At 28.9% G+C, this 26,850-nt stretch carries 23 protein-coding genes; 2 read left to right on the top strand and 21 right to left on the bottom strand.

Annotated elements, in window-relative coordinates:
* Positions 1–112: 112 nt before the first annotated feature.
* The 18 genes from RYK99_RS01000 to RYK99_RS01085 all read right to left on the bottom strand — a co-directional run bounded on the left by RYK99_RS01000 (position 113) and on the right by RYK99_RS01085 (position 20,616).
* Positions 113–802 (bottom strand): alpha/beta hydrolase-fold protein, encoded by a 690-nt coding sequence (locus RYK99_RS01000; protein ID WP_314989312.1) that lies wholly within the window; start codon positions 800–802, stop codon positions 113–115.
* A 419-nt stretch (positions 803–1,221) separates the two neighbouring features.
* The gene (locus tag RYK99_RS01005; RefSeq protein ID WP_314989313.1) at positions 1,222–2,370 is read right to left on the bottom strand and encodes a mannitol-1-phosphate 5-dehydrogenase; all 1,149 of its coding nucleotides are present in this window, start codon (positions 2,368–2,370) and stop codon (positions 1,222–1,224) included.
* Between the two features lie 31 nt (positions 2,371–2,401).
* Entirely contained in the window at positions 2,402–2,845 is a 444-nt protein-coding gene (locus tag RYK99_RS01010; protein WP_314989315.1) for a PTS sugar transporter subunit IIA, read from the bottom strand.
* Between the two features lie 228 nt (positions 2,846–3,073).
* On the bottom strand, positions 3,074–5,056 hold the full coding sequence (locus RYK99_RS01015) for a PTS sugar transporter subunit IIA (protein ID WP_314989317.1): 1,983 nt from the start codon (positions 5,054–5,056) through the stop codon (positions 3,074–3,076).
* Between the two features lie 140 nt (positions 5,057–5,196).
* Positions 5,197–6,630 carry a PTS mannitol transporter subunit IICB gene (locus RYK99_RS01020; protein ID WP_314989319.1) on the bottom strand — a complete coding sequence of 478 codons (1,434 nt, stop codon included), beginning with the start codon at positions 6,628–6,630 and terminating at the stop codon, positions 5,197–5,199.
* A gap of 264 nt (positions 6,631–6,894) precedes the next feature.
* The gene (locus RYK99_RS01025) at positions 6,895–7,395 is read right to left on the bottom strand and encodes a DUF5067 domain-containing protein (protein ID WP_314989321.1); all 501 of its coding nucleotides are present in this window, start codon (positions 7,393–7,395) and stop codon (positions 6,895–6,897) included.
* 79 nt (positions 7,396–7,474) lie between these two features.
* Complete coding sequence (locus tag RYK99_RS01030) at positions 7,475–8,002, bottom strand: hypothetical protein (protein ID WP_314989323.1); 528 nt, start codon at positions 8,000–8,002, stop codon at positions 7,475–7,477.
* 118 nt (positions 8,003–8,120) lie between these two features.
* Positions 8,121–9,257 (bottom strand): AAA family ATPase, encoded by a 1,137-nt coding sequence (locus tag RYK99_RS01035; RefSeq protein ID WP_314989325.1) that lies wholly within the window; start codon positions 9,255–9,257, stop codon positions 8,121–8,123.
* Complete coding sequence (locus RYK99_RS01040; protein ID WP_314989327.1) at positions 9,250–10,044, bottom strand: DUF6414 family protein; 795 nt, start codon at positions 10,042–10,044, stop codon at positions 9,250–9,252. Before RYK99_RS01040 ends, RYK99_RS01035 begins: the two co-directional genes overlap by 8 nt.
* An 87-nt stretch (positions 10,045–10,131) precedes the next feature.
* Positions 10,132–13,176 (bottom strand): DEAD/DEAH box helicase family protein, encoded by a 3,045-nt coding sequence (locus RYK99_RS01045; RefSeq protein ID WP_314989329.1) that lies wholly within the window; start codon positions 13,174–13,176, stop codon positions 10,132–10,134.
* A gap of 12 nt (positions 13,177–13,188) precedes the next feature.
* Positions 13,189–15,027, bottom strand: a complete 1,839-nt coding sequence (locus RYK99_RS01050) for a site-specific DNA-methyltransferase (RefSeq protein WP_314989331.1) — start codon at positions 15,025–15,027, stop codon at positions 13,189–13,191.
* A gap of 94 nt (positions 15,028–15,121) precedes the next feature.
* Positions 15,122–15,712, bottom strand: coding sequence for a DUF4391 domain-containing protein (locus RYK99_RS01055; RefSeq protein ID WP_314989333.1), 591 nt, complete (start codon positions 15,710–15,712; stop codon positions 15,122–15,124).
* A 138-nt stretch (positions 15,713–15,850) separates the two neighbouring features.
* A complete protein-coding gene (locus RYK99_RS01060; RefSeq protein ID WP_314160827.1) occupies positions 15,851–16,048 on the bottom strand; it encodes a type II toxin-antitoxin system RelB/DinJ family antitoxin in 198 nt (65 codons plus the stop codon).
* A 119-nt stretch (positions 16,049–16,167) separates the two neighbouring features.
* Positions 16,168–17,067, bottom strand: coding sequence for a protein kinase (locus RYK99_RS01065; protein ID WP_314989367.1), 900 nt, complete (start codon positions 17,065–17,067; stop codon positions 16,168–16,170).
* A gap of 3 nt (positions 17,068–17,070) precedes the next feature.
* Complete coding sequence (locus RYK99_RS01070; protein ID WP_314989335.1) at positions 17,071–17,718, bottom strand: hypothetical protein; 648 nt, start codon at positions 17,716–17,718, stop codon at positions 17,071–17,073.
* Positions 17,719–17,728: 10 nt separating this feature from the next.
* A complete protein-coding gene (locus tag RYK99_RS01075) occupies positions 17,729–19,114 on the bottom strand; it encodes an AbiH family protein (RefSeq protein ID WP_314989337.1) in 1,386 nt (461 codons plus the stop codon).
* Between the two features lie 416 nt (positions 19,115–19,530).
* Positions 19,531–20,013: a GNAT family N-acetyltransferase gene (locus RYK99_RS01080; protein WP_314989339.1), complete on the bottom strand. Its 483-nt coding sequence runs from the start codon at positions 20,011–20,013 to the stop codon at positions 19,531–19,533.
* Between the two features lie 108 nt (positions 20,014–20,121).
* Entirely contained in the window at positions 20,122–20,616 is a 495-nt protein-coding gene (locus RYK99_RS01085; protein WP_314989341.1) for a hypothetical protein, read from the bottom strand.
* A gap of 211 nt (positions 20,617–20,827) precedes the next feature.
* On the opposite strand from RYK99_RS01085, the gene RYK99_RS01090 reads away from it, so the two are divergent.
* Positions 20,828–21,322, top strand: coding sequence for a type II toxin-antitoxin system RelB/DinJ family antitoxin (locus RYK99_RS01090; RefSeq protein WP_314989343.1), 495 nt, complete (start codon positions 20,828–20,830; stop codon positions 21,320–21,322).
* Between the two features lie 329 nt (positions 21,323–21,651).
* The gene (locus RYK99_RS01095; protein ID WP_314989345.1) at positions 21,652–22,641 is read left to right on the top strand and encodes an alpha/beta hydrolase; all 990 of its coding nucleotides are present in this window, start codon (positions 21,652–21,654) and stop codon (positions 22,639–22,641) included.
* Between the two features lie 148 nt (positions 22,642–22,789).
* Here the strand turns inward: RYK99_RS01095 and RYK99_RS01100 are convergent, their stop codons facing one another.
* From RYK99_RS01100 to gatA, 3 genes are all read right to left on the bottom strand, one after another.
* On the bottom strand, positions 22,790–23,245 hold the full coding sequence (locus RYK99_RS01100; RefSeq protein WP_314989346.1) for a type II toxin-antitoxin system HicB family antitoxin: 456 nt from the start codon (positions 23,243–23,245) through the stop codon (positions 22,790–22,792).
* A 700-nt stretch (positions 23,246–23,945) separates the two neighbouring features.
* Positions 23,946–25,373 (bottom strand): Asp-tRNA(Asn)/Glu-tRNA(Gln) amidotransferase subunit GatB, encoded by a 1,428-nt coding sequence (gene gatB / locus RYK99_RS01105; RefSeq protein WP_314989348.1) that lies wholly within the window; start codon positions 25,371–25,373, stop codon positions 23,946–23,948.
* 13 nt (positions 25,374–25,386) lie between these two features.
* Positions 25,387–26,844, bottom strand: a complete 1,458-nt coding sequence (gene gatA / locus RYK99_RS01110) for an Asp-tRNA(Asn)/Glu-tRNA(Gln) amidotransferase subunit GatA (RefSeq protein ID WP_314989349.1) — start codon at positions 26,842–26,844, stop codon at positions 25,387–25,389.
* Between the last annotated feature and the right edge of the window lie 6 nt (positions 26,845–26,850).

Raw genomic sequence — 26,850 nt, forward strand, 5'->3', positions numbered from 1 at the left:
ATGAAAGGAAATAGGCTTTTTTAAAATCTATCTACTCATTTACAATCTATTCTATATTTTACTCAAACTCTCTTATCTATTTTAAATTTAATTAGTATTTCTGTATTTCTACTTAAACATTTTCAATACACCATACAAATGCTTTAGCTACACGTAAATCTGAATCTCTAAAATGTCCACCTTTATTCCATTCTAATATTGTATTTATATTATCATTTTTTAATAGTTCTTCTTGTTTTCTAATATTATCTCCAACAGTAGACATTACTTTATTCTTAGTTTTCTCTTCAGTATCACCTAAACTTAGATAAATAGCTTTACTCAATGGCGTATTATTATCCATAAAATCTTCCCAGCCATTAAACCAAACAGAAGGAGAAGCAGCAGCAATACCAGAAAATGTATTTGACTTATATGCACTCCAAAGACTGAACAAACCTGCTAAAGAATAACCACCTAGTATAAATTCAATATCATTATCTAGATTATATTTTTCTTTAACCGTTGGTATTAATCTAGTTTCAATAAATTCTAAAGTATCTTTAGCACTCGAACCGAAAGATTTATTTCCAAATGCTGGAGGTGCTTCCCAAGGAGAAAGTTCACTATTCCAATTCTCTATTTTAAATGCAATAAGCGAGAATAGTTTGTCTGTATTTTTTAGAATTTCTTCTACTTCGTTATCCAATACTTCAATATCATGTCCATCAACAGGTTGAATCAATAAGTATTTTGTAGCATCAGTTATATATCCAATACACGATTTATTGTCTATTACAAAATTCTCTTTTCTAACTTTCATTATTTTTTCTCCTGCAACATTTCTTTATACATATATAATATAATCCTCTTCATTTCTCTTTAAACATCGTCTTCTAACGATATTTAATAATCCTCTAGTATTCCATAAATACTGGATACTTCATAAGAATTCCTATCAATTCTTAACAAAGTTTTTTCCCTTTTCTCTATCATTACCATATTTTCATTTTATAATCTATTATTAACTCATGCTACAATGATACCATTTTTAGTAGTAATGTCAATAGCTACACCTAGAATATTACTCAAATTTCGCAAACATAGCAAAAGCCTTTGGAATCAGCTATTCCAAAGACTTTCAATTATTATTTTATATATAAATTGCTAATAATACATACTATTTCATTCTTATGTATACACGTCATGTCATAATTTTTTTTGAGATACTTGTTTGTATTATTAAACTAATTTTTCATAACCTTCTTTAATTTTATTTAATAAAGCTGTATCTGTTAATTCTGTTACTTCACTTAAAGCTTCGATAACACCTTTATCTTTAATTAGTTGTTCAAGTTTTACAGATTGTTCATCTTCTTCAGATTTGAATGTAAGAATATATGAACAAGCTTTTAGTAAAGCACTATTTGATAATCCTAGTTCTTCTGTTTCTCTAATAGGTTTAATAAATCTCTCATTATAACCTAATTTTCTTATAGGAGTACGACAAATTCTAGAGACATTATCTACAATACGTGGATTTTCGAAACGTTTGATAGTTTTATTTCTATAAGCTTCCATCTCTTCTTTATTGAATCCCCATTTTTTCTCAAGTAATGCACTAGTTTCTTCTAATACAGCGATGAAATCTTTTCTTACATCAGCATGTTTAGCACCATCTGAAACTAACTCAATACCTAAGTAATTCGCAATATAACTTAGTGCTGCATGCCCTGTATTTACCGTAAATAGTTTTCTTTCAATAAATGGATTAAGATCAGCTACATAATGTACTTGTTCAATATTTCTATTACTTTCTACTTTAATTTTATCCGCTTCTATTACCCATTCACAGAATTTCTCCACTTCAACTAGAAGAACATCATCATGTTTTTGAGCCGGTACGATTCTATCTACTGCCGAATTTGGGAATCCTACATATTTATTAACAAACTCTTGTTCTTGTTCTGAAAGATGTCTAAATACTTCTGTTTTTAAAAATTCAGATCCAGAAATCATATTTTCACAAGCGATAATATCCAATAATTTAGTATTATTATTCTCAACCTTTAATTTTAATCCTTCTGCGATATCTTTTGCTATGATAGGCAGAACATTCGGACCTATAGAAGTAGTAATTAATTCTACCTCACCTATAGCTGTATAAAGTTGTTCTTTTTCTTCAGCGATATTTAAAGCATCAAAGTTATTAAGTTCAACTTCTTCAATATTTTCATCCAATATTCTAATAGTGTATGTATCACGGTGTTTTAAATCATTAACAACATCTTTATTAATATCTACAAAAGTAATGTGATATCCAGATTTATTTAATAATTCTCCAATAAATCCACGTCCGATATTTCCCGCACCAAAGTGTAAATTTTTCATTGTAATACCTTCTTACTAATTTTATTTTTTATTATTCAACTTCTGATAATAAAGTAATAACTTCCTCTTCAGTAGCTGCGTTTACTAATTTTATAACATTTTCTTGTTCTGAACAGAAGATTGCTATTTTTGATAATAATTCTAAATGCTCACCGTCTTTACCAGCTATACCAAATACTACGAACACCATCTTATCTTCTGTATCTTCAGGTTTAGCAAAAGAAACTCCTCCAGGTATTTGAATAATAGAAATTCCTGTGCTTTTAATTGATTTTTTAGCTTCATCTGTTCCGTGAGGAATCGCAATAAAGTTCCCCATGTAAGTTGATACGATTTCTTCCCTTTCTAACATAGCAGGGATGTAATCACTATCTACATATCCATTTTCTACTAAGATTTCTCCTGCTTTTTTAATCGCTTCTTCTTTATTACTAATTTCTTGTCCTAATCTAATATCTTTTTTTGTTAAATTCATCTTCATTTCTCCTTCTAGTTTTCTTGTTCTATCTCTTATAAGTTAATTATACCTTTAGTTATCCTTCTAAACAATATCAAAGTCGGCGAAACACTTTTTGCCAAAATAGAGTTATAAAAAATGACAAAATATAAATTACTCATTTAACCACTTTAGTATACAGCTATATTTCACCTTCCTTAACAACAAAATAGCGACCTGAAATTAATTTCCAAGTCGCTATTATGACTAAAACTGTAAAATATAATTTTTCAAGATTAGTTCTATCTTTGTTAGAATAAAATCTTTATTCTTACTAGATAGAGCTTTAGTAAATACCTCATCATCTAATATCGCAATACTAATCTGACTAAGTAAGTCTGTAAATTCTTGTTGGTTTTGACTGACCATCACTATAAAATTATCAACATTTTGATCACTACCCATTGAATCCTTCATAACGATAGCATCATTTAATGAACTAATAATAACAAACGGTTCTTCAATATCATTATTCAAAGTATGGAAAAGAGCTATATTAATATTAGGAATAACTACAGAACTCTTATTATGTCTTTCTAATAAACTATTATAAATTTCATCTTTGTTAGTTATATTTAGTGTTGAATTTGTCAAGATATTATCTAATATCACTTCATAGTTTGCTTTGCTATCTGTTTCAACATACTCAATATTTTTCAAAATAGTTCTACACGCACTGCTAAGTTTATCAATATTGACGATATTTTCTCTTTTAACAGTATTATTCCTTTTGAAACTTCTACTAGATAATATTTTTTCACGAATTAAGTTTATATCTTTTTCTTTTAGTATTGTCGGAATTAGTAAGTAATCAACATCTTGTTCTAGTTCGATTGAAGATATGACTACATCATAGTTATTAACTAAAGATTTAGTGACTTTACTAGGGATTGTATATTCTAGATTTTTTATTTCAGGAATATTCTTTCTAATCTGACTACCTAATATTTTAGAGCTTCCGATACCACTAGCACATATTACTAGAGCACGAATAAAGTTTTTTCTATAAATTTGTTCATAACTAGAAGCAAAATGTATAACGATATAACTTAACTCAGTTGAATTAAACATAATTTCATCAAACACAACTAACAATTCTGATTTAATCACTAGATATAGCTCGTTGTAGTTTTTCAATACAAAATCTTGTAATTCATCATTCTCCTCTGTTAAGTTCATCTGATGTCTTTTTATAGCAGATTCAACATGTGCGATAAGACCGCTAGAAAGATTCGTATCTTGCATGAAGTCCACATTCATTTTTTCAGAAACATATTTTATCAATAAGCTTATCTTATATACTAGAGTATATGAATACTTATCATTTAAATACGAAAGTTGTTCGATCAGACGACATGTTTTTAATATTTTGACAAGAAATTGAATTATATCATCTGTAATATCAAATTCAATAATATCTTTAGACGCACTTAGTAGTGATTTTATACTATCATATTCTTGTTTCGTAGTATTTTCTTTAATATCAGTTGGATAAGACATTCGAAGAAAAACTACATTTAAACTTATAAGGATCTTCTTAATACTTGAATCAGTATATATTTTAAACACATCAAGATATTTATTTTGATAAAATACCTTTTTTAAAAAATCAAAGTTCAAGAATTTTGTGAATGGATTACTTGATAAAATACTACGGTCATTTAGTCTAGTAAAAAATTCCTCATCACTAATTTCGTTACATAATAATGAAATTAGCAGTACTCTACGATCTACCTCACTACCTTCTATTTCAATACCATGACCTTTTTTTCTAATTAATGTCAGTTTATAATCAGACAAGATTTTTTCGATAGTACCTATTGCAGTCGCAACAGTATTATAACTTAACATTAGTTTCTCAGAAATATCTTTAATCGAAGTATCTTCACTTAAAATTAAAAAGCATAATATTAAATTCAGTCTAGTTTCTGTTGAATATGCATAATCTTCAAAACTAGCCTCAAATAGTGAAGAATCTAACTCAGATAAATCACCTTCTAGTATATATTTAGACTTTTCTTTCTTTAAATCTATTCCTAGTTGATCTAATGAACTTTCTAAGTTTTTAATCTCTCTATAGAGTGTTCTTTCTTTTATTTTTGTAGCCTTAGCTATCTCTTTTATACTAAGTGCTTCATCAGTATTTTTCAACAAAACTTGTAATATTAGTTTTTCACGTTCGTTAAACATATGACCTCCATTCAAAAAATATCCAAAACTTTCTTTAATAATAAAAATATGACTTCCTCTTAGTAATGCATAGCGCCTTATCTAAGAAGAAGTCATAAACACTACCGTCTCTATTTACAAAATATTATATAGTTATTTTTCTATTTTTGCAAATTCTCAACGATTTCATCGTATTTTGGACTGTTTAGGAAATTATCTACAGATACGTGTAGAGCTTTTCCATTCATTTGTTTCGCTCTTGGCGTTAATTCGTTTTGAGTTACGATTAATAATCCACTTTCTTCATTTAGATTTCTAATCGCTACATTTGTTACTTCATAATCAAGTCCAGCTTTTTTCACTTTGTTACGTAGGATAGAAGCACCCATCGCTGAGCTTCCCATTCCTGCATCACAAGCGAAGATGATTCTTTTAACATCAGCATAAGAAGTTTCACTTGCAGTATCAACTGCTACATCTTGACCTTTTGATTCAGCTTTCATGTTGCTTACTTTGCTTTGAGCTGATTCTAAATCTCCATCACCTTTATCACGTTTTAAGATAATACTTGCGATTACGAATGTTACTAAAGTAGATACTACTACCCCAGCCACTACAGCAAAGTAACTTCCAGTTGCTGTTTGAGCAAGTACTGCTAAAATACTACCTGGTGAAGCTGGAGCACGTAGACCTGCACCTAATAATTGGAATGTTGCTGTACCACTTACTCCACCTGCCATAGCTGCGAAGATTAATGCAGGTTTCATTAAGATGTATGGGAAGTAGATTTCGTGGATACCACCGATGAAGTGGATGATTGCTGCACCTGGAGCAGAAGCTTTAGCAGAACCTTTTCCAAAGAACATGTAAGCTAATAAGATACCGAATCCAACACCAGGGTTAGCTTCTAGTAAGTATAATACTGATTTACCAGTATTTAATGCTTGTTCAGTTGCGATTGGTGTTAAGATACCGTGGTTAATCGCATTGTTTAAGAATAAGATTTTTGCTGGTTCGATAAACACGTTAGCAAGTGGTAATAAATGTGCGTTAATAATCACATCTACTCCAGCACTAAGTGCATTAGTAATAACTTTAACAATAGGTCCAATTCCAAAGAATCCTAAAATAGCTAAGATAAATCCAAGAATACCAGCTGAGAAATTGTTTACTAACATCTCTAATCCAGTTTTAATTTTTGGTTGAACTGCTTTGTCAAATTTTTTCATTAGGTGAGCTGCGATAGGTCCCATAACCATAGCTCCTAGGAACATTGGTGTTCCACCTATACCTTTTTCAGTGATTGTTACTGTTCCAACAATAACACCCATAGTAGCAATTGCCGCTACAACTCCTCCACGTTCATCATGAACGTTTTTACCAGCTGAATAAGAAATTAATAGTGGTAATAGGAAGAATATCATCGGTGCAACTAATGCCGCAAGTTTTGCGTTTGGCATCCATCCTGTAGGTATAAATAATGCAGTAATTAATCCCCAAGCTATGAATGCACCAATGTTAGGCATTACCATACTTGAAAGAGCAGTACCGACTTTTTGAACTAAAACTTTTAAACTACTTTTATTTTCACTCATAAGTATAAATCTCCTTTTGTTTTTTACTTTTATCTTATGAACTCATTATACATTCTGCCTAGTCAACGAACAATATCAAAGTAGGCAAAATGAATTTTGCCAAATTGAAAACGCATTAAAAAATCTTTAATATCAGTATTTTAAGAAATACTTTCAACTTGGCAAAAATATTAAAAATAGTTGAAGTTTGGAGTTGACAATGGAAGAAAAAAGGATAATTTCATAAAAAAATTCGGACTGATATAATATCAATCCGAATAAAATTTATTTTACTGAAAATTCTTGGCTACCTAGTTCTATACGATCCACACCTTTATATGCTGTAAGTTTTACTGGTGTTGTTAAATCAGTAAGTTTATAAGCTACAGCTCCTGAAACAGTTCCACCTTTTTTTATAGTAGCTGCTTGATCATTTGCCAATTTCTTATCAGGATGCATCGTTACATTTAATCTATTAACTTTATTTTTATCATTATCTTGTATAGGACCATATGGAAAAGCCGCATACCATGCACTCATTGGACTTATAAGGTCTTTTCCACTTTTGTTAGTTGTATCATACCAAAAAGCTATGACCGGAGCATCCCCATGCTCATTCCCTTCAGCACCTACTGGAATTACTTTATATTTAGTAATTTTTAAATCAATATCGGTCATTGTAACTTTTCCATCTTTGAAAGTATACTCTCCATCTCTACTAGAAGAATTCACTTTATCTTTATCAGTTTCATTCTTAACTGGATTTTCTTTCTTTTCTTCCTTCATTGTTGAACATCCGCTTATTAATAAACTAGACGCTATTAATGCTGTTAATAATTTTTTTGATTTTATGATTTAGTCTCCTTTACTTTTCAAAAATATCATTAATTTTTATATACTTTCTTTTTCCTTCTAATTCTTCTATACAGAAATATAAATCTTCACACTTCTTTAATTTACTTTTATTTTCCTGATAAAATTTTAATACAAATTTTAACTCAACTTTATAAATGTCAACAAATTCCATTGGCATTATTTTTATTTTCTGATTTTTATCTATATCCAAATCCGTAGACCATATAGGATATTCTTCTATAATTTTATAACATTTATTAAATAAGTATCGCTTTCTTCTTACTACTTTATTTACTTCAAGAAATATCGGTAATTTTCCATTATTATAACAACTAAAAACTACTATTTTATCTCCACATATAATTTCCACACCATTTTCAAGAATAATTCTTTTTAATTCAATTTTTTTGTACAACTTCCATATTTTTCTATTATCTTTACGATAATAACGTACAGTAAAAAATGAAGCAACTAGTATCCCTAGAAATGATATTACATTTCCTATCCAATCTGCTAAAGATCCTGGTTCTAAATTCATAATTTTCACACCTTCCAAACAACTATTTTTTTATACTGTATATATTTCCATATAAATTAAATTATAGATTGTTCCTACATTTTAAATATATTATGCAACTTTAAAATAGCCACACCTATTAATTCTCGGTATTAACATAATTCTCAAATAGTAACTCTTCAATAACCCCTTGTACTTTAGACTTAATCGTACGTGCATTTTCACCTTGTGTATTAACAAGCATACTTACCTTCGAATAAATCAATTCTTCATCTAATAAACTTCCTAATTCTTTTTTACGAGATGAAATTTCTTTTTTTACAATAGCGTGAATAGTACTACTTTCAAAATCTTCAAATTTTATAAACTTATCTATTCTATAAAAAATTGGAAGTCCTAAATGTTTTTTCATATCTTCTAAAGAATTATAGTTTGCTGTCAATATAATTAATGTTCCTGACATGTTAACATCATAGTTTGCATCTTTAAATATTTCATTATCAAATAAAGTATAAAAAGCGGAATAAAAACTAGTTTCACATTTATCAAATTCATCTAGAAAAATTAGATTAGATTCTCTTTCCAATAAATCATAACCTAGACTTCTTCGATTCAATTCTGTTCCGAACAAATAGTCAAAACTTTGATTATTCTTAAACATTGATAAGTGTTTTTCAAAAAATATATTGTCAAAAAATTCCTTAGCAATTTCCCTTACTAATTCTGTCTTTCCTATACTACTTTTCCCGTATAACATAACTACATATGGCTTCTTTGTATTTATTTTTGTAAGATACCATAAACTTTTACTAATTTCATTAACAGCATTATTTTGCCCTATTATTTTTTGTTTAATAGAATCTATTTTTATATTAAAATTATTTTCATCTTTTACTATTGAGTACTCTTCATTCTCAACACTAAGTTCTATTAATTCTTTATTATGTAATTTATTTAAGTATTCATATAGATATCTAGGTGGATTATGAATATATATATAAGAATTTTCATAAGTAAATTCTTCGATTATTGTCCCCATCCTCTCAATTGCTGCCACAACCAATGATTGATAATTATCATTACTTAAAATTAAAACCTTTTCTTTAAAGTCAAATCTACTATTGTTATCATTATTCTTTCTTGCGGAGTCCTGAAGCATAATTAGTTCTCTAAACGTATGACCACTGTTTTCTACAGACAATTCAACTAATTTTTTATCAAAATATGATTTAGATCCATTAAAAATAAAATATTTTCTCTTATGATTTTCATTCATCTATCTTCTCACCATTTTCCACCTTAATACCAGCATATACTACATCATATAATTTAATCTTATACTCTAAATAATCTTGTTTATTTTTAAAATTACTATCTTTTCCTATATGATAAGCTGAAGGATATAACTCCCCCAATTTTTTAGGTTGTGAAGTATTTGATATCAGTGTTTCCATTTTATTAATTTCTTCAAAGAAATTAAAATGCTCTTTAGAAAATTCACCAACAAAAATACAATACATTGTCATTTCAGATCTTAAAATATCATATCTTTTATAATTACTCACAAAAGCTGTATTATTAAACCTTACATACTCTGTTTCTGAAATTTTATATGTATCATATCCTTCATATTCATCCATAACAGATTTAAATTCTTTAATATCTACTCCATCTATTTCTCCTTTAAACATCCTAAGATATCCGCCTGCAGCTCTAAAAAATGTTGAAGAATTTTCAATATCATCTAATATTTTCTTATCATATTTTTTTAATCTTGGTTTAAGATTTTCAAATTCAGAAATTTCAGTTGATGTTATAGTGATCTTTTTATCTAGTTTAGCAATATAATTAGCTTGCAACTTCCCACTAATAAGGAACCGAATTCTATCAAAGAACGGAACACTTAAATCGACTTTAGTACCTAGTTTAAGTTCTACCTCATTATTTAATGAAGTTTTCTTATCTGTTATATAAGTCTTACTTCCACTATTTTCTTGTTGAAGTATATTCTGTATAGTTTCTTTGTCAAAATATATAATTTTATTTATTACTTTTTCTGTCATTTATACTCCTATTTTTAATATTTAAATCTATCAAAACTTTATATTATATCATAGTATAACAAAACTTTACCTTGATAAATATAACATCTACCTAGTTATCAAATTAAGTAATGATTCATAGTTATCTACTACATCATATACTACTTCATTATTACTTATTGCTTTAAAGTGTTTTTTAGCACAATGTATTTTTGATTGTTCAATAGTACGTAATTCTAGTGAATCCATGCTTCCTTTTGTTTCAGCTATAAAGTAAACATGTTTAACAGAACCTTCATGGAAAGCTATAGCCCAGTCTGGATTATATTTCCCAACTGGTGTTGAAATATAAAAACTATTTGGCAATTTAACATAAACAGCAACACTATTATTTATATCTAAATCACTAGCAAATCTTTTCTCATTTGTCGAATCATAAACAATATGGTCATATAAATGTTTTTTAGCTTTCATTGCATTCACATCTAGTTTTCCTTTGATTGTGGCATCTGTAAAAATGTTCACATCATATTTTTCTTCCATAACATTGTATGTAATATGCTCAATAACTGCTGTTGCCTTCTCTGAGTTTATAATCGAAATAGCTTTAAGAATAAATTCTTCTGGATTAAACTTGAATTGTTCAAAAACATATGGTTTTATACCTTGTAATATGCGAACAACTGCTTTTCTTGTTAAATCAGTACCCTCTACAATTTTTCCTATTAAATCATATTTTATATTAGAACCTACGATTGAATGATCTGTGTAATTACTTGCTTCTTCTTTAACAAATGATTTACCAGCTAACAATTCTTCTTTAGACTTAATATTATTCATTACTCCACTTTCAACTTTAAATTGTAGTTTAGTAACAGCTAAATTTTGGTCTAAAGCATTAACAGCTTTTTCTATAAGTTCTTCTGTGTCGAAGTCAACTACATAAATAGATTTAGAATTAATTTTCTTCCACAATTCTTTAAATTCTTTCATAGCTAACTTATTCTCATCTAATTTAAGTTCAACATTATTTTGTCTAGCATCTTCAATTGCAAATAATTTGTTATCATAAACTGAATCTAGAATAGTAACAATATAATTTACATATGGCATTAGTTCATCATCAAATTCAATTGTTCCATTTTTCTTATCTTCGAAGTATTTATCCGTTAATATGTGTTTCTTATCAATATATTTATTAGAAATCAATTCAAACTGAATAGCATCCGCCAACTCATTATTTACTTGGATTTCTTCTCCATTAATACCTTTTAAAACACGTCCAATAAATAAATCCTCTGTGATTTTAACAGGACGATCTGATACTGCTTCTGCAAATTCACTTTGCAATCCTTTAGCAAAACTATCATAGCTTTCACTAGCAATTATAGTTAGCACATTAACATTATGTACTTCGTTCCCTAACGCATTAGTATCCATTCTATCACCACGATCATTTACACATAATCTTAGACCTCGTCCTACCTCTTGACGTTTTCTTACATCACTCGTACTTTGTTTTAATGTGCAAATTTGGAAAACATTAGGATTATCCCATCCTTCTCTAAGCGCTGAGTGTGAGAATATGAAGCGAACTGGTGATTTATTTGGATCACGATTTAATAATAATTCTTTATTTTTCATAATTAAATCGTATGTATCTATATCATTTTCTCCACTTGCACTTGTCTCATTTCTTTTTAGCTTAGAATCTACTAACTTACCTTTTTTATCTATTGAGAAATAACCAGCATGAGTTGAACTCTTATCAATCTCATTTAAATAGTTTTGATACTCTGTTTCACCGAACTTAATTCTTAAGTTTGACACTATATCATTATATTCTTCTTCGAACATCTGTGCATATATACCGTTATATTCACTTCCTGCTTCATCATAACATTTATATTTTGCAACTTCATCAATAAAGAATAATGATAAAACTTTTATACCTTTATTGAATAATTCTCGTTCTCTTTCAATATGAGATAGAATAGTTTCTCTTATTTGAATTCTTCGAAGTACATCTTCATTTACATTACCTATAACATCACCAGCATAGATTTTTTTACCATTTATAAATTCAATCGAATTGTCTCTTCCATCTATTCTAGTAATAGTAAATCCATTTTTGTATTCTTCTAATTCACCTGAATTATCATATAAATTAAAACCCTCAGTTACTATTCTTGTGATTTTTTTAATTCCTTTTGATGTTTTATAATCAAATTGAATAGTCGCTGTTGGGGCAGCTTTCGAAAGATTAATTCCTTCTAAATACACATACCCCTCAGTTGAACTACTTCCTGTTTCAGTTATCCCTTTTACCGATATTCTTTTTACAAGTTTTTTGTTATATGCTTCTAACGCATCTAATCTATATACCATATTATAAATACTATCTTTTTTATGTGTTGCAGAATATCGTAAAGTCATTAAAGCATTAAACTGCTCTAAGTTTTCTTTTGTCTTCTTACCTTCAACTGATTGAGGCTCATCTATTATTACTATTGGATTAGTTTTAGCGATAACATCAATAGGTCTTCTTGAACGAAATTCATCCAATTTCATATAAATACGTCTTGCATTTTTACCCGTAGCATTAAAGGCTTGTGAATTAATAATCATTACATTAATAGAATTATCAGAAGCAAACTGTTCTATTTGATTTAATCTACTAGAATTATATACGAAATATCTTATTTTCTTGCCATATTCTTCTGCAAAATGCTCTTGTGTTATTTCAAAACTCTTATGAACACCTTCACGAATAGCAACAGATGGAACTACAACAATAAACTTACTCCAACCATATTTTTTATTTAATTCATACATAGTTTTTATATAAGTATATGTCTTCCCTACACCTGTTTCCATTTCAACAGTTAGGTTATAACGCCCCTCTAATTTTTCAGATACCTTTATATTATTTCCCTTCTGTATCGTAGTAACATTTTCTAGAATTTTAGAATCAGTTAACTCTGGAATTATCGGTTCATTTCTCCAACCAGTAAAATCATCTAATAAGGTTTGTCTACCATCTCCACTATCAATCATATAGGTAGAAGTTAAAAAAGGTTGACCACTAAAAACATCTACAATTGCACGAGCAGCATCTTTTTGAAATTTTTGATGTTTAAATTGTAATTTCATTTTTTCTCCTTCCTAAATAACTTTTATTTTTGTATCTGGTGACAAGAGTTTAAATATCTCACTAGTATTTATTTTCTCAGCACTATTTCCAAAACTGCTATCTCTAAATACCGCTCGAAGTGGCGTTAATTTAGCAATTTCTTTCATTACATTCTCTGAGATATTTTCTTCAAAACACGCAATTAAATCCCCATCATTATAGTCGTGTACCACACAACCATCTATTTCAAAAGATTTATACGATAAAGATAAAGGCAATCCCCATTCTAATAAGCATCCAAATAATAAATCTAAGTCTGTTCTATCTTCTTTGATATTTGATTCCAGTGAACTTAGGAAATCTTGACTAATTTCACTAGGTGAATAATATACATCTTTCATGTTAGAACTATCAACTTTCAACACTCTGAACCCAGTATCTAAATTTGAAGTTAATAATAGATTTTCACTTTTTATCTTGTCTCCAGCTCGTCGAATTCTTTCTTTACCTATTTCACATATATTTTTATATCCTGATTTAAACGCCACTGATTTTTCATCTGTATCTTCAGGTAATTGGACCATTATGAATTTTCTACTTCCGCCATCTTCTGCATTTAATGCCATGGTTGCATGTGCTGTAGTTCCTGAACCCGAAAAGAAATCTAGAACTACATCGTCTTTTCCTATTCCAATTTTTAATAAATTACTTAACAACAATACAGATTTCGAAAAATCAAATAATCTGTCCCCAAAAATTTTTTCTAACTCTAAACTTGCTCTTTGATTAGTACCAAATTCTATACCCCAAAAATCATTAGGAATTTGCCCCTTTGATTCATCTAAATATATTTTACTATACGGTTGTTCATCACCACCACTTGTCCAATAAATCATCCCTTCTTCATCAAGTTTTTTGAAATCTTTTTCAGTCTTCATCCAAGGTCCACTAAGTATATTTCCCGTTTTAGTAGTAACATCGTAGTAATGTCTCCCTCTAGTTTTATGTAATAAAATTCCTCGTCTGAATAATCCTTTTTCATCTGAATATCTATATTCCTTTCTTGCCTTCTCAGATAACTCAATTCTACCTAATTGTATATTTTTATATACCTTTGCATAACAAAGAATATATTCTTTTACGGTTGCAATATTACCAATATTTGGTTGATTATCTGTTCTTCTCCATGCAATTTGTGAAATAAAATTCTCTGAGCCAAATACTTCATTACAAATTTTCTTTAAATTTTCTACTTCATTATCATCGATACTAATGAATATTACTCCGTCTTCTTTAAGTAGATTTTTTGCTACTAAAAGTCGTGAATACATCATCGAACACCAATCTGAGTGAAAACGACCGTTTGAATCAGTATTTTTAAACATTCGATTCCCTTCTTCGTCGATCTCTCCGCTTTCTTCTGCATATTCTTCATTACTAACTTTAAAATCATCATTGTATATAAAGTCGTTTCCAGTATTGTACGGTGGATCTATGTATATCATTTTTACTTTTCCTAAGTAACTCTCTTGAAGAAGTTTTAATACTTCAAGATTGTCTCCTTCAATATACAGGTTCTCAGTATTTTCCCAATCAACACTCTCTTCGGGTACAGGACGAAGTGTCTTTCTTATAGGTTTGTTAGCTTCTACTATAGATTCTTTCTTTCCTACCCATGTGAATTCATACGCTTCTTCTCCATCTACTATATCTTCTGATAGTATTTGTTTTAACATTTTAAAATTTACTGATTTTTTTAATTTTCCATTCTCATCTCTTGATTCTGTAATACAGTTTGGAAATAAAGCTTCTATTTTTTCTACATTTTGAGAAGTTAAGTTTAACGACTCCATTCTCATTTTTCCCATCATTTTACCTCTTAAAAATTTTTATTTTAACAAACTACTTATTTTCTTCTTTAACTTTTTTTAATTCAGAACTTAATTCTATTTGTCTATTAAATCGTTATTCGTTTTTTATTTTTTTAGATAAATCATTAACTTGTTTTCGTATTTTTTCATATTCTATATTTTTTAATACTCTTTCTTTTAATGTATTACATGAAAATTTATCTAATTCATTATTAGAAATACTATTTAATAGATTTTCATACATATTATCTAAGCTAATACCAGAAAATTTCAACAAATCTTCCTCTTTACTTAACCAATCTGATTGAAATATTTTTTGTATATTAATCGTTTCAGCTTCTCTACAAATCTCTTTAAAACTTAATGAGTATTTTCTCTTGTTATTATATTCAAATACAAATAAAATATGATATGGTATATTCTCATCAATAATATATAAAACTGAATCATCAATTTCATAATCATAGAGTTCTACTCTAAATACTTCTATTTCCTCTACAAAACTACCTTTTGCTATATTCATAGTTGTATGATCTATTTTATTTTCCCATGTTATTGACTTTATCTGTTTTTCGAAATAGTTCTTAGCTTTATCAGGAATGGATTTTTGAGTATAAAGATTTTTATAATACTTCTGTTTAGGAATAAATCTATTAAATTCTGTACTTTTTGGTAATCCTAACATTTTTTCACCTCTTTAATTTATAATTAAGAAAAAAATTCACTCAAAATAATTTTATCCTGAAACTTGAATATCTTAACTTAATAATTCCACTCTTCATTCCCTCTCTACAATAATGGCTTTCCCTCATGTATAATTTTTTTATTTCTTTTTATCTAAAGAAGCATCATTCTTTATTTCAAGTGGGAATGGAATGCCATTGTGCATAATAATTTGTCTATAAAATAAATCTATCGCAGTTGCTCTTGTTAAACCTAATTTTTTAAGTATTGCTTCCGCTTCTACTTTAATATTTTCTTGTATTCTTACATTTACAGTTGCTGTCTTTATACTAGTCATAACCAACACCTCCGCGCGTCTCTTTTTATTATACACTTATGTATCTCCATTAGCAATACAAATGAGGTACAAAACGCAATAATTCTAAAGTTTAATATATTATTATTTTTGAAGAAATATTAGTCTAATATTTCTTCAATACTTGGTTCAATTCCTCGTATTTTTAATGCTTTTATCCTTCTTTGTGACGAAAATCTATTTTTATCTTTTGCTACATATCTTAATATTCTAGCAGCAACTTCTTTTACTAAATAAGAAAATTCAGGATTATGTTCACTCAATACAGAGTAGCACAATTCACCAAAGGGATCCCAAGCAGCATAACCACCATTGATCCCCAGTATATAATTTTGATAATTTACTTCTATACTTCTTATGATATTAAAAGCTTTTAACTCATTATTTTTCATGGCAGCTAGTATAGCATTAGAAAAACCTGCTTTCCTTTCCACTAAATATTTACAAATATACTCTCCAGATAATACATAAATAAACTCCTTTACTTCGGTAGTTATATTTCCTATTTTTATTTCTTCAAATATTTTCAATTTATAATTTTTATTCATATTAATTTCAATTATATTTTTTATTGCATCATACATTTCTCCTGCATCTTTATATCTCAATTCAGGAATCTTATGTGTAGCTATCTTAGAAATGTTTTTCAAAATATGAGACGTATCATCAGAATCTTTTGTGAAAATATAATTAATTATTTTCCCCAGAGAATATACATCACTTTTTTTATCAGTATTTTTTAAACCTCTCATTTGTTCCGGAGAAGAGTAAAAATATTGTCCGACAGCTAAAGTTTCATTTGTTTGATAAGAATAAATAATATTTATATTTTTCCCTAAACCAAAATCTCCAATTTTCAATCTGCTTCCCACTTTAAATATATTAGTAGGACTTAAATCCCTGTGTATTATATTTCTTTCATGAACTAACTTCATAATTTTTACTATTTCATTAACTATCCAAATCTTATTCTCAATTGAATCCCCCTTCCCTAAATCAATGAATTATTTCAATGTACAATCCGCTTTTTCCATTCTGTAACTATATGAATTTTCATTAAAATCTATTACTTTAATTATCCCTTCAATATCATCTATAGATTTTGTTATTTCATATTCTCTCTTAAACCTACTTTTATCTGCACTATTATTCAAACAATTTCTTTTTAATTTCTTTACTACTAAACCTGTAGATTTTTGGAAATATACCTCTGCAAAACCACCTTCACCTATTTTTTGAAGATTCTCATCTATATTTTCTAATTTATATTCCCCTTGAAATTCAACCAACTCAGATCCATATATTTTTAGTATTCTATTAAATTCTTGAAATAATTTTTTTTTTAAATCTAATGCGTCTGTTTCAGATATACTTAACTCGTTCATAATATACATTTCATTTAGTATTATCTTAAAAAATTTATTAATTCTATTAAGTCTTATTAATTCTTCTAATCTATCTGAAACATATACATATCGAGTTGGAAATCCTTTAATGCTTGGATTTTCAGGTGAAACTCCATACTCATGATTATATCCAAAATTTTCATTAAAAAATTTTACAAGTACATATCCACTTTTGTACTTATAATATCCCGCTTCGTCACCTATAAATATTTTAGATATTTTTTCAATTGCTTTTCTTTTAATCAACTTTTACCTCCTAATTCTTTGATTTGTCTTCATTTAATAATTTAGGAATTTCTCTAAATTTTATTCTATTATTTAAATTCAAGTTTTTTAATGTATACTTTCTCTCATCATTCTCTTTTTCGTATCGTCCAAATAATCTCGATATTCCTTCTCTTAATTTTATAATTTCATTTTCTTTTGTAGTTCCCTCGAATACTGTATAGCAAAATTCAAATATCAAGTTTTCATTTTCTTTATATTCGTCAAAAATTAATTGGAAATAACCATAATCAGCATCAGATAAAGAATGCCCATAAAATACCACTCTATTTACACTTTTATCTAAAATAACCTTAATTGGAGTAGACTTATTTTCTTCAATAGTATTCATCTCCATTATTCTAGATCCTTTTGTAAACCTGTAACCCTCACCTTTAGAGTCAATCATATAATCATCAATTCCAAAAATTATTCTTTTGTTCTTTAAAGTACCATGAATATTTTTGAACAAATTTACATGTAAATGGTTATCTCTAAAATTTAATTCTTCTCCCCATGGTTCAGTATAATTAAATGATACTATATTAAATTTAATATTTTCACTTGATATTTTATCATCCCTCAACAAATAATTAGCCAAAATCTTTGAATTATCTTCATAGCAATTATTCCCATTTACTTCATTATCTAAATACATAATAAAATCTTGTTCCACTTCTTTCAATTGTTCTAATAATATCTCGGCTATACAGTTTAATAATTCATTTATTCCTTCAATATCGAATATATCAATATTTAAAATCTCATTTTGATATTCGGGACTATATAACATATCTTCTATTTTTTCAGTGAGACTTTTCTTTATATCTTCTAAAACTATTAAAATATTATTATTTACTATGTTACCCGTTTTATCATTTTTTATTTTGAAATACAAATTAGAAGACAATACATTATAAATATTTTCAAATTCAGTGTAATTTTTTCCATTACAAGTTAATCTAAGATTTCTATTGCATCCTAACTGTTTAATTAATAATCCCAATGCAATTTTAGAAAATATATTTAAGCCATCACTGTTTTCTGTTATTTCTTGCGAAATTTGATTTTCTATAAAATTCCAGTCTTTTTTATTTAATAACTTCTTATATAAAAATACTTTATACCAAATATTAAGGTCTTCAATATTTTTATTCCTACTGTACCTTTGAGTTAATAAGTAAATATTAAATAACCACGAACAATCTTTTATATAATTCAAGTATTCTTCAAATATTTTGATTTCTTGCTTTTTATTATCTTCATTTCTTTTAAGTATGTAACTAAAAAATTCATAATATGAGCTTTTTAAATCACATTGACGATCAAAACCATTTCCTATAACAAGTAATACATCTGATACAATTACATTTTCCATTCTACGCCTCCTAATTTTTTTAACAATATTAAATTTTTAATATATATTTTAATATTAATTTACATATTTACAATATGCATTATACATGAAATTCTATAATTATATTTTATCAAAATCTAAGAAATAACTACAAGCTTTTGGTAGAAAAAAAGATCAGTACTACTACTGAGTCCTTCTATAATATATATTTCAAAAAAATAACCATCTTTGCTTTGACCGGGAAAGATGATTATTTAATATAAATAAATTTATCTAGATTGTCGTTATAAAATCGGCAACCACGTTTTTATACTAACACTTACTTTTTATATTTTTCAATAGTATAATCACTTTTTTCTATGTTCATAAAACTATTCTATATCTTAAATATTAGTGATAAAATTATAATATTACAACTAAGAATAAGATTATTTCTACTATAATTCTAAAATAGCTACTATTTCTTCTCCGTTTTTTTCATCAGTTTCAACAAAACCAACTGATTTATAGAGTTGTCGTGCTACATCATTATCCCTTTCATAAGATAACCAACAGTATTTTGCTGTTCCACAAGGAAAGGAGTTAATAAATTCTAAAGCTAAATCTATTGCCTTTTTACCAAATCCTTTCCCTTGGAATTTTTTATCTATCATAAGACGCCATATATTATAATTACCTTTAGCTATCCTAGGAGCACCTTCATCATCTGAATTTACATCAAAACCTATCATTAAAAAACCAATAGGTGTATCGTCTTTATAAATACCAAATGTAAATACATCATTATTCTCAGTAATTGCTATATATGCTTCTATAATACTGCTATTATTTGTAGCTACAAAATTCTTCTGATTATCAAAAACCTCTAACTTCAGAATCTCCCCTACATTGTTTCTATTAATTTTTTTCAATTCAAGCATAATTTATTCCCCGTTGATTTCATATTTTAATTATGAAGTTTAGTCTATGATTATAAAATATATTCTTAATGTTTAAATATTATTTCTTAATACCTCTTCCAAACTTCTCTACTTCATAAACTTCGTTATTTTTCCTTCTTTTTTGTATGTTTCTACTGCTTTTGCTACTCTCTCGAAGTCACGTTTTAAACTGTATGAATAGATGTCTCTAAATAATCTATATCCTAGTTTTTCATTTACTTCGAACGCTAGTGTGTATAGTTCGTATGTTTCCATTGAATCGAAGTTTTCGTGTGCTTTTACTACATCTAATAATATATCATCACTATGTTCTACTAATGCTTTTTCTAGTCTGTCATTTAGAAATTTTGACTTCTCTAGAGTATGTTTATATAGTTTTTTTGATGTAGTCGAGAAGTCTGCTACTAAACTTTCTCTATCTAGTTTATCGTATAGTTCATATCCTAACTGTTCATTTACATCTTTTGCGATTTCTACTAATCTTTCTTCTGGTACTGGTTCTAAACTATATGCTGCGTTATTAACTTCTGAAAATACATTTTTCTCTTCTTCTATCGCCTTTTGTAATAATTCTAAGTTCATAAAGATCCTCTCAATACTATTTTTTCATTTATTCTTACATAATATTATAACATATTTATTGCGAATTATTTTATGACTTATCACTATATTAGTCATTTCTACACTCCTGTATGAACCCTTTTTTCTTCCCTTTTGTTTTTTCATACAAACACCTCTTGAAAAATCTATAATTCTACGATAAAATTAACGTATTAAATAAGGAGAGAATATTATGAGTGAATCGAAAATAATGTTAACTATTGATGATGAATTAAAAAATGAAGCTGAAGATTTATTTTACAGTCTTGGATTAAATTTAGAAACTGCCATCAGCATGTTTCTTACAAGAGCAGTTAATGAAGGTGGTATACCTTTTGAAATAAAACAAACAAAATACGTTGAAAGTCCTGATTTTATCTCAAGTCACTTTACTATTAAATCGGCTGTATATGAGATTAATGAATACATTAAAGATAGATTCAACGAAGAACCTTCATTTACCCTAGCATGTGAATATAGAGGTCTTACAGATGATGAGGCTAGTAAATTATTCATTCTATTTTCTAATAATACTGAAGAAATTGATCAAGAAGAGTTCACAGAAAAAAATATTGATAATCTAGTAGAATTATCTACAATCGCCTTCCCAGCATTAAAACGATTATCAGATGAACAACTACGTGATATCGTGAATGCATATATCACAAACTACTATTTAATTAGATAATAAAAACTAAATATTTTACTTTTAGGAGTGATTTTAAAATCAATGAGTATAGATTTAAAATCACTTCTTTTTTTATTTAGCTATGTAATTTTACAAAACGTAAAATTGTATTGGCAGTAGACTTTCAACTTTCATATTTTTTACCTCAAATTGGAAGTTCACTTCCAACTTTTGTCTTTTTACCTCTGAATTGGAAGTAGAGTTCCAACTCTATTTATTCTTTATTTTATTTCTTCAGATTTTTATTTTTACATTCTTTTAATTTTCTGATAAACTATAATTGTAATTAAATAAAACACTTACATTTATGTAAATAAGAGGAGATTAAAATGGGAAAATTCAATAAAAAAGTTGTTTCAGTAGCTTCAATTGCTGCAACATTACCTGCCCTAATCGGTAGCTATGCTGGGTATCAAAAATTACGATATAAACGTAGTGCTAAAGCTGGATTAATCGAGTTATACCTTGGGAATAAATATAAGAAACTAAGAGATATCGATGAAACTAAAAGACTAGAAAAACAAAAAGAAGATAAAATCGAAGAAACTGTAAATGTATATGAATTCGATACTAAATCTAAATTCTATACTAGTATTGTCTCTGATAGACAGGTATGGCATTTAAACAGTTTTAATAATTCTAATTCTACTATTTTCTATATTCATGGTGGTTCTTACGTTCATGAATTTGTGGATATTCAATGGGAGATGGCTGATAAAATTGCTCAAGAAGCTGATGCTGAGGTTATTATTCCTGATTACGGACTAGCCCCACTCTATACTTATAAAGATAGCTATGAACTCCTAACAAAATTATATACAGACTACGTTGCTGAGAATCCAGATAAAGATATCTATATTATGGGAGATAGTGCTGGTGGTGGTTTAGCTCTAGGATTAGTTCAAGATTTTGTTCAAAATAATATTAAACTACCTAAAGGTCTGATTTTGCTAAGTCCATGGGTTGATTTAACTATGTCGAATCCTGATATTAAAAAATATGTCACAAAAGATCCTCTACTACATGTAGATACTTTGCTAGCTGATGCTAAATCTTGGGCTGGTGATACAGACTTATCTGATTGGAAGGTTTCTCCATTATACGGTGAGATGAAAAATCTACCAGAGGTATTGTTATTCTCAGGAACTCGTGAATTATTATATCCTGACATAGCATTATTAGCTGAAAAACTTCGCGAAGCAAATGTTAAGACTGAATTCGTAATCGGTAAAAACTTAAATCACGTATACCCCGCCTTCCCAATACCAGAAGCAATAAAAGCTATTTCTAAAATTGTTGAGTTTGTGAAGAGTAAATAGTAAAAATTAAATACAAAAAAGATGTACTCAATATTTGATTAAAAAATCTATATTTGGGTACATCTTTATTTAGTATTATTCTCAACATTTAAAACTATTTTTTAAATTTAAAATATAAAATATTTCAAGAATTACAATCGTTTATTTTCTATTTATACTTAATAGTTTCTTCTGCTATAGCATTCGTTAATAATTGTGAAAAATTAATATTGTATTTTACTGCAACATCATTAGCCCATTTAGGAATAGACAATGTCTTTTTTATTAACGTGTTACTATCTAAATATTCTCTCAAATCTACAACAACCATTGATACAAAGGATTTATTAAGAACATAATAATCCTTCATCTCAGGATCTTCTTTAAAAGGAAAATCATCTTCAATTGACAACTCATTTATATTACTTGACTTAGGTAATCTTTCTCCATCTTCCAAATAATCACTAAGAGCTAATCCTAAATAATCTGATGCCATACTCATTGATTCTGCTATACCTATCCCCTGTGTTCCACTTCCTTTTAAATCTGGAAAATATACATTATAAATTTCTTTCTCTTCATTTTCTTTATTAAAATAGAAAATAGCTGGATAACTTACTAACATTATATCACCTCATTAATTCGGAGGGAGTGACTCAAAAATCGGGATTTCAAAGAAATCGATTTTGTCGAGTCACCCCCGCAAAGGTTATTAGATATCTAAAGAGCTTTTACAAAGCGAATTTAGATATCAATAAACCACTGCGTCTAAAGATTTTTATATAAACATTTTTAAAATTTTGGACTTTTGTAATAACTTCATCCTTTAATATACTCTTCTCTGTGAATTTATTCAATTCACCTTTCGGTATAATGATAGGTCTCTTCTGTCCAGGTTTTTTTCATTTTTACATGAGATCCCTTTCCGCCTTTACAATAAAGTAAAACCGTACTTTTTCAACAGTTTAACCATCTCGTCTTGCGTCATCGGCATAATATTAACCTCCTGACACTTTAACTATACTACGTATTTATACGTGTGTCAATGATATTACTTCCATTTCTCAAAATATATTCTGCATTAATTGAATATTCTCAATTATCTACTCTTCTAACTACCTAAATCCAGTCCTATCACCAATGTCCAATTTTTTAACTATGAATATCCAGTTTCATTCCCCAATGTCCGCTCCTTCAACTATGAAAGTCCAGTTTTGCTACCAAATGTCCACTTTTTAACCACAAAAGTCCAGTTTTTACATTTTAATACAAAAACTCGAAACAAAGATTTCTCCTTGCTTCGAGTTCGTTTTTTATTTTCGTTATTATCGTTTTGCGATTTCTTCTAATAACATTTTGTTGATCATTTGTGGGTTTGCTTGTCCTTTTGAAGCTTTCATGATTTGACCTACTAAGAAACCAATCGCACGGTCACGACCGTTTTTGTAGTCTTCGATAGATTTTGGATTGTTATCTAATGCTTCGTTAACCCAAGCTAATAATTGTCCACTATCTGATACTTGTACAAGACCTTTTTCTTTAACGATCTTCGCAGCGTCTCCACCGTGTTCGATAAGTTCTGCGAATACTTTTTTAGCTATTTTACTTGAGATTGTTCCGTCAGTGATTAATTTAATCATTCCTGCTAAACCTTCTGCAGTTAATGCTGTTTCTTTAAGTTCTTTTTGTACTTTGTTTAAGTATGCATTCACATCTACCATTAAGTAGTTAGAAGCTAATTTTGGATCTGCTCCTAAAGCTACAGTTTCTTCGAACATGTCTGACATTTCTTTAGTTAATGTAAGAACGTGTGCATCGTATGCTGGTAATCCAAGTTCCTCTTGGTATCTTCTTTGACGAGCATCTGGAAGTTCTGGAATAGTTTTTCTTACTTCTTCCATCCATTCATCTGAGATGATCATAGGCACGATATCTGGCTCTGGGAAATAACGGTAATCGTCTGAACCTTCTTTGACACGCATAAGTTTTGTTGTACCTGTTGTTTCATCGAAACGACGTGTTTCTTGATCAATTTTTCCTCCTGAAAGGATAACTTGCTCTTGACGTTTTTCTTCGTACTCTAAACCTTTTTTAACAAAAGTGAATGAGTTTAAGTTTTTAAGCTCAGTTTTTGTACCGAATTCATCTTGACCGTAAGGACGAATAGAGATGTTCGCGTCACAACGCATTGATCCTTCTTCCATCTTAACGTCAGATACTTCGATGTATTGAATGATTGAACGTAATTTTTCTAAGTAAGCATATGCTTCTTCTGGAGTTCTAATATCTGGCTCAGATACGATCTCGATAAGTGGTGTACCTTGACGGTTAAGGTCAACTAGTGAGTAACCATTTTTGTGAGTTAATTTACCAGCATCTTCTTCAAGGTGAGCACGTGTAATACCGATACGTTTAGTTTCTCCGTTAACTTCGATATCGATCCATCCGTTTTCCCCGATTGGTTGGTCAAATTGTGAGATTTGGTATGCTTTCGGGTTATCTGGATAGAAGTAGTTTTTTCTATCGAATTTTGACTCGCGAGCTACTGTCATGTTAAGCGCCATTGCTGCTTTCATTCCCCATTCTACCGCTCTTTTGTTTACTACTGGAAGTACCCCTGGGTATCCTAAGTCGATAACGTTTGTGTTAGTGTTTGGTTCTGCACCAAAGTGAGCTGGAGATGGTGAGAATATTTTTGAATCTGTTTTTAATTCTACATGGACTTCTAGTCCAATTACTGTTTCAAAATGCATCTTGTTTCTCCTATTATAATTCTATTTTTTTATCGTGTAAGTTGTAGTGTTGTTCGAAGTTGTACGCTACATCATATAGTGTAGATTCTGCGAATGGCTTAGCAATAATTTGCATACCAATTGGACGTTTACCTTTGAATCCACATGGAATACTTAATCCTGGAAGACCAGCCATGTTTACTGGGATTGTTAAGATATCGTTAGCGTACATTGTAATTGGGTCTCCAACTTCTTCTCCAATATTGAATGCTACTGTTGGAGCAGTTGGTCCAATGATTACATCGTATTCTTCGAATACTTTGTCAAAGTCTTGTTTAATTAGTGTACGAACTTGTTGTGCTTTTTTGTAGTAAGCATCGTAGTATCCTGAAGATAATACGTATGTTCCTAACATAATACGGCGTTTAACCTCAGCTCCAAATCCTTCTCCACGTGTTTTTTTGTAGATTTCTTCAAGGTTTGTTGCGTTTGGACTTCTAAATCCGTAACGAATACCATCGAAACGAGAAAGGTTTGAACTTGCTTCAGCAGAAGCGATGATGTAGTAAGTTGAGATAGCGTAGTCTGTGTTTGGAAGACTTACTTCTTCAACGATTGCTCCTTGGCTTTCTAAGTATTTAACACCTTCAAGAACGGCTTTTTTAACATCTTCATCGATTCCAGCACCGAAGTATTCTTTAGGAAGAGCGATTTTCTTACCTTTGATGTCTCCAGTGATGATTTTGCTGAATTCTGGTACTTCAACAGGTGCACTTGTCATGTCGTTAGCATCTAATCCAGAGATGATTTCTAATACACGAGCGTTATCTTTTACTGTACGAGTCATTGGTCCGATTTGGTCTAATGAAGAAGCGAATGCTACTAATCCAAAACGAGATACACGTCCGTAAGTTGGTTTTAATCCAACGATACCACAGTAAGATGCTGGTTGACGTACAGAACCACCAGTATCACTTCCTAGAGTGAAGCTAACTTGTCCTGCTGCTACCGCTGTAGCTGAACCACCACTTGATCCACCTGGTACTGCATCTAAGTCGTGTGGGTTACGAGTAAGTTTGTAGTAAGATGTTTCTGTAGAACCACCCATTGCGAACTCGTCCATGTTTAATTTCCCTAAAAGAATTGGGTTTTCTTTATTAAGTTTGTTCATTACTGTTGCATCATAAATTGGGTTGAATCCTTCTAAGATTTTTGATGCACAAGTTGTTTGAATATCTTTTGTAACGATGTTATCTTTGATTCCCATTGGGATACCGAATAATTTACCTTCAGTGCGTCCTTCTTCTTGAGCAAGGTCTAAAGCTTCGGCTTGTTTTAATGCTACTTCTTCAGTTACTGTAATGAATGAACCTACTTTTTCATCAGTAGCTTTAATTCTGTCTAGTGATTCTTTTACTAAATCACTTGGTTTAATCTCTTTATTTTTAAGTTTAAGTTCTAAACTTTCAATTGATTCATGTAATAAACTCATTAAATT

The sequence above is a fragment of the uncultured Gemella sp. genome (assembly GCF_963537375.1).
In the GTDB taxonomy this organism is placed as follows: Bacteria; Bacillota; Bacilli; order Staphylococcales; family Gemellaceae; genus Gemella.

Excerpts from the sequence above, each read along its gene's own strand:
- RYK99_RS01005 (WP_314989313.1), bottom strand. The coding sequence starts at position 2,370 with ATGAAAAATTTACACTTTGGTGCGGGAAATATCGGACGTGGATTTATT.
- RYK99_RS01060 (WP_314160827.1), bottom strand. The coding sequence starts at position 16,048 with ATGACTAGTATAAAGACAGCAACTGTAAATGTAAGAATACAAGAAAAT.
- RYK99_RS01030 (WP_314989323.1), bottom strand. The coding sequence starts at position 8,002 with ATGAATTTAGAACCAGGATCTTTAGCAGATTGGATAGGAAATGTAATA.
- RYK99_RS01075 (WP_314989337.1), bottom strand. The coding sequence starts at position 19,114 with ATGGAAAATGTAATTGTATCAGATGTATTACTTGTTATAGGAAATGGT.
- RYK99_RS01000 (WP_314989312.1), bottom strand. The coding sequence starts at position 802 with ATGAAAGTTAGAAAAGAGAATTTTGTAATAGACAATAAATCGTGTATT.
- gatA (WP_314989349.1), bottom strand. The coding sequence starts at position 26,844 with ATGAGTTTATTACATGAATCAATTGAAAGTTTAGAACTTAAACTTAAA.
- gatB (WP_314989348.1), bottom strand. The coding sequence starts at position 25,373 with ATGCATTTTGAAACAGTAATTGGACTAGAAGTCCATGTAGAATTAAAA.
- RYK99_RS01015 (WP_314989317.1), bottom strand. The coding sequence starts at position 5,056 with ATGTTTAACGAACGTGAAAAACTAATATTACAAGTTTTGTTGAAAAAT.
- RYK99_RS01085 (WP_314989341.1), bottom strand. The coding sequence starts at position 20,616 with ATGAACTTAGAATTATTACAAAAGGCGATAGAAGAAGAGAAAAATGTA.
- RYK99_RS01035 (WP_314989325.1), bottom strand. The coding sequence starts at position 9,257 with ATGAATGAAAATCATAAGAGAAAATATTTTATTTTTAATGGATCTAAA.
- RYK99_RS01045 (WP_314989329.1), bottom strand. The coding sequence starts at position 13,176 with ATGAAATTACAATTTAAACATCAAAAATTTCAAAAAGATGCTGCTCGT.
- RYK99_RS01080 (WP_314989339.1), bottom strand. The coding sequence starts at position 20,013 with ATGCTTGAATTGAAAAAAATTAATAGAAACAATGTAGGGGAGATTCTG.
- RYK99_RS01090 (WP_314989343.1), top strand. The coding sequence starts at position 20,828 with ATGAGTGAATCGAAAATAATGTTAACTATTGATGATGAATTAAAAAAT.
- RYK99_RS01025 (WP_314989321.1), bottom strand. The coding sequence starts at position 7,395 with ATGAAGGAAGAAAAGAAAGAAAATCCAGTTAAGAATGAAACTGATAAA.
- RYK99_RS01055 (WP_314989333.1), bottom strand. The coding sequence starts at position 15,712 with ATGTTAGGATTACCAAAAAGTACAGAATTTAATAGATTTATTCCTAAA.
- RYK99_RS01095 (WP_314989345.1), top strand. The coding sequence starts at position 21,652 with ATGGGAAAATTCAATAAAAAAGTTGTTTCAGTAGCTTCAATTGCTGCA.
- RYK99_RS01040 (WP_314989327.1), bottom strand. The coding sequence starts at position 10,044 with ATGACAGAAAAAGTAATAAATAAAATTATATATTTTGACAAAGAAACT.
- RYK99_RS01050 (WP_314989331.1), bottom strand. The coding sequence starts at position 15,027 with ATGATGGGAAAAATGAGAATGGAGTCGTTAAACTTAACTTCTCAAAAT.
- RYK99_RS01010 (WP_314989315.1), bottom strand. The coding sequence starts at position 2,845 with ATGAATTTAACAAAAAAAGATATTAGATTAGGACAAGAAATTAGTAAT.
- RYK99_RS01100 (WP_314989346.1), bottom strand. The coding sequence starts at position 23,245 with ATGTTAGTAAGTTATCCAGCTATTTTCTATTTTAATAAAGAAAATGAA.
- RYK99_RS01020 (WP_314989319.1), bottom strand. The coding sequence starts at position 6,630 with ATGAGTGAAAATAAAAGTAGTTTAAAAGTTTTAGTTCAAAAAGTCGGT.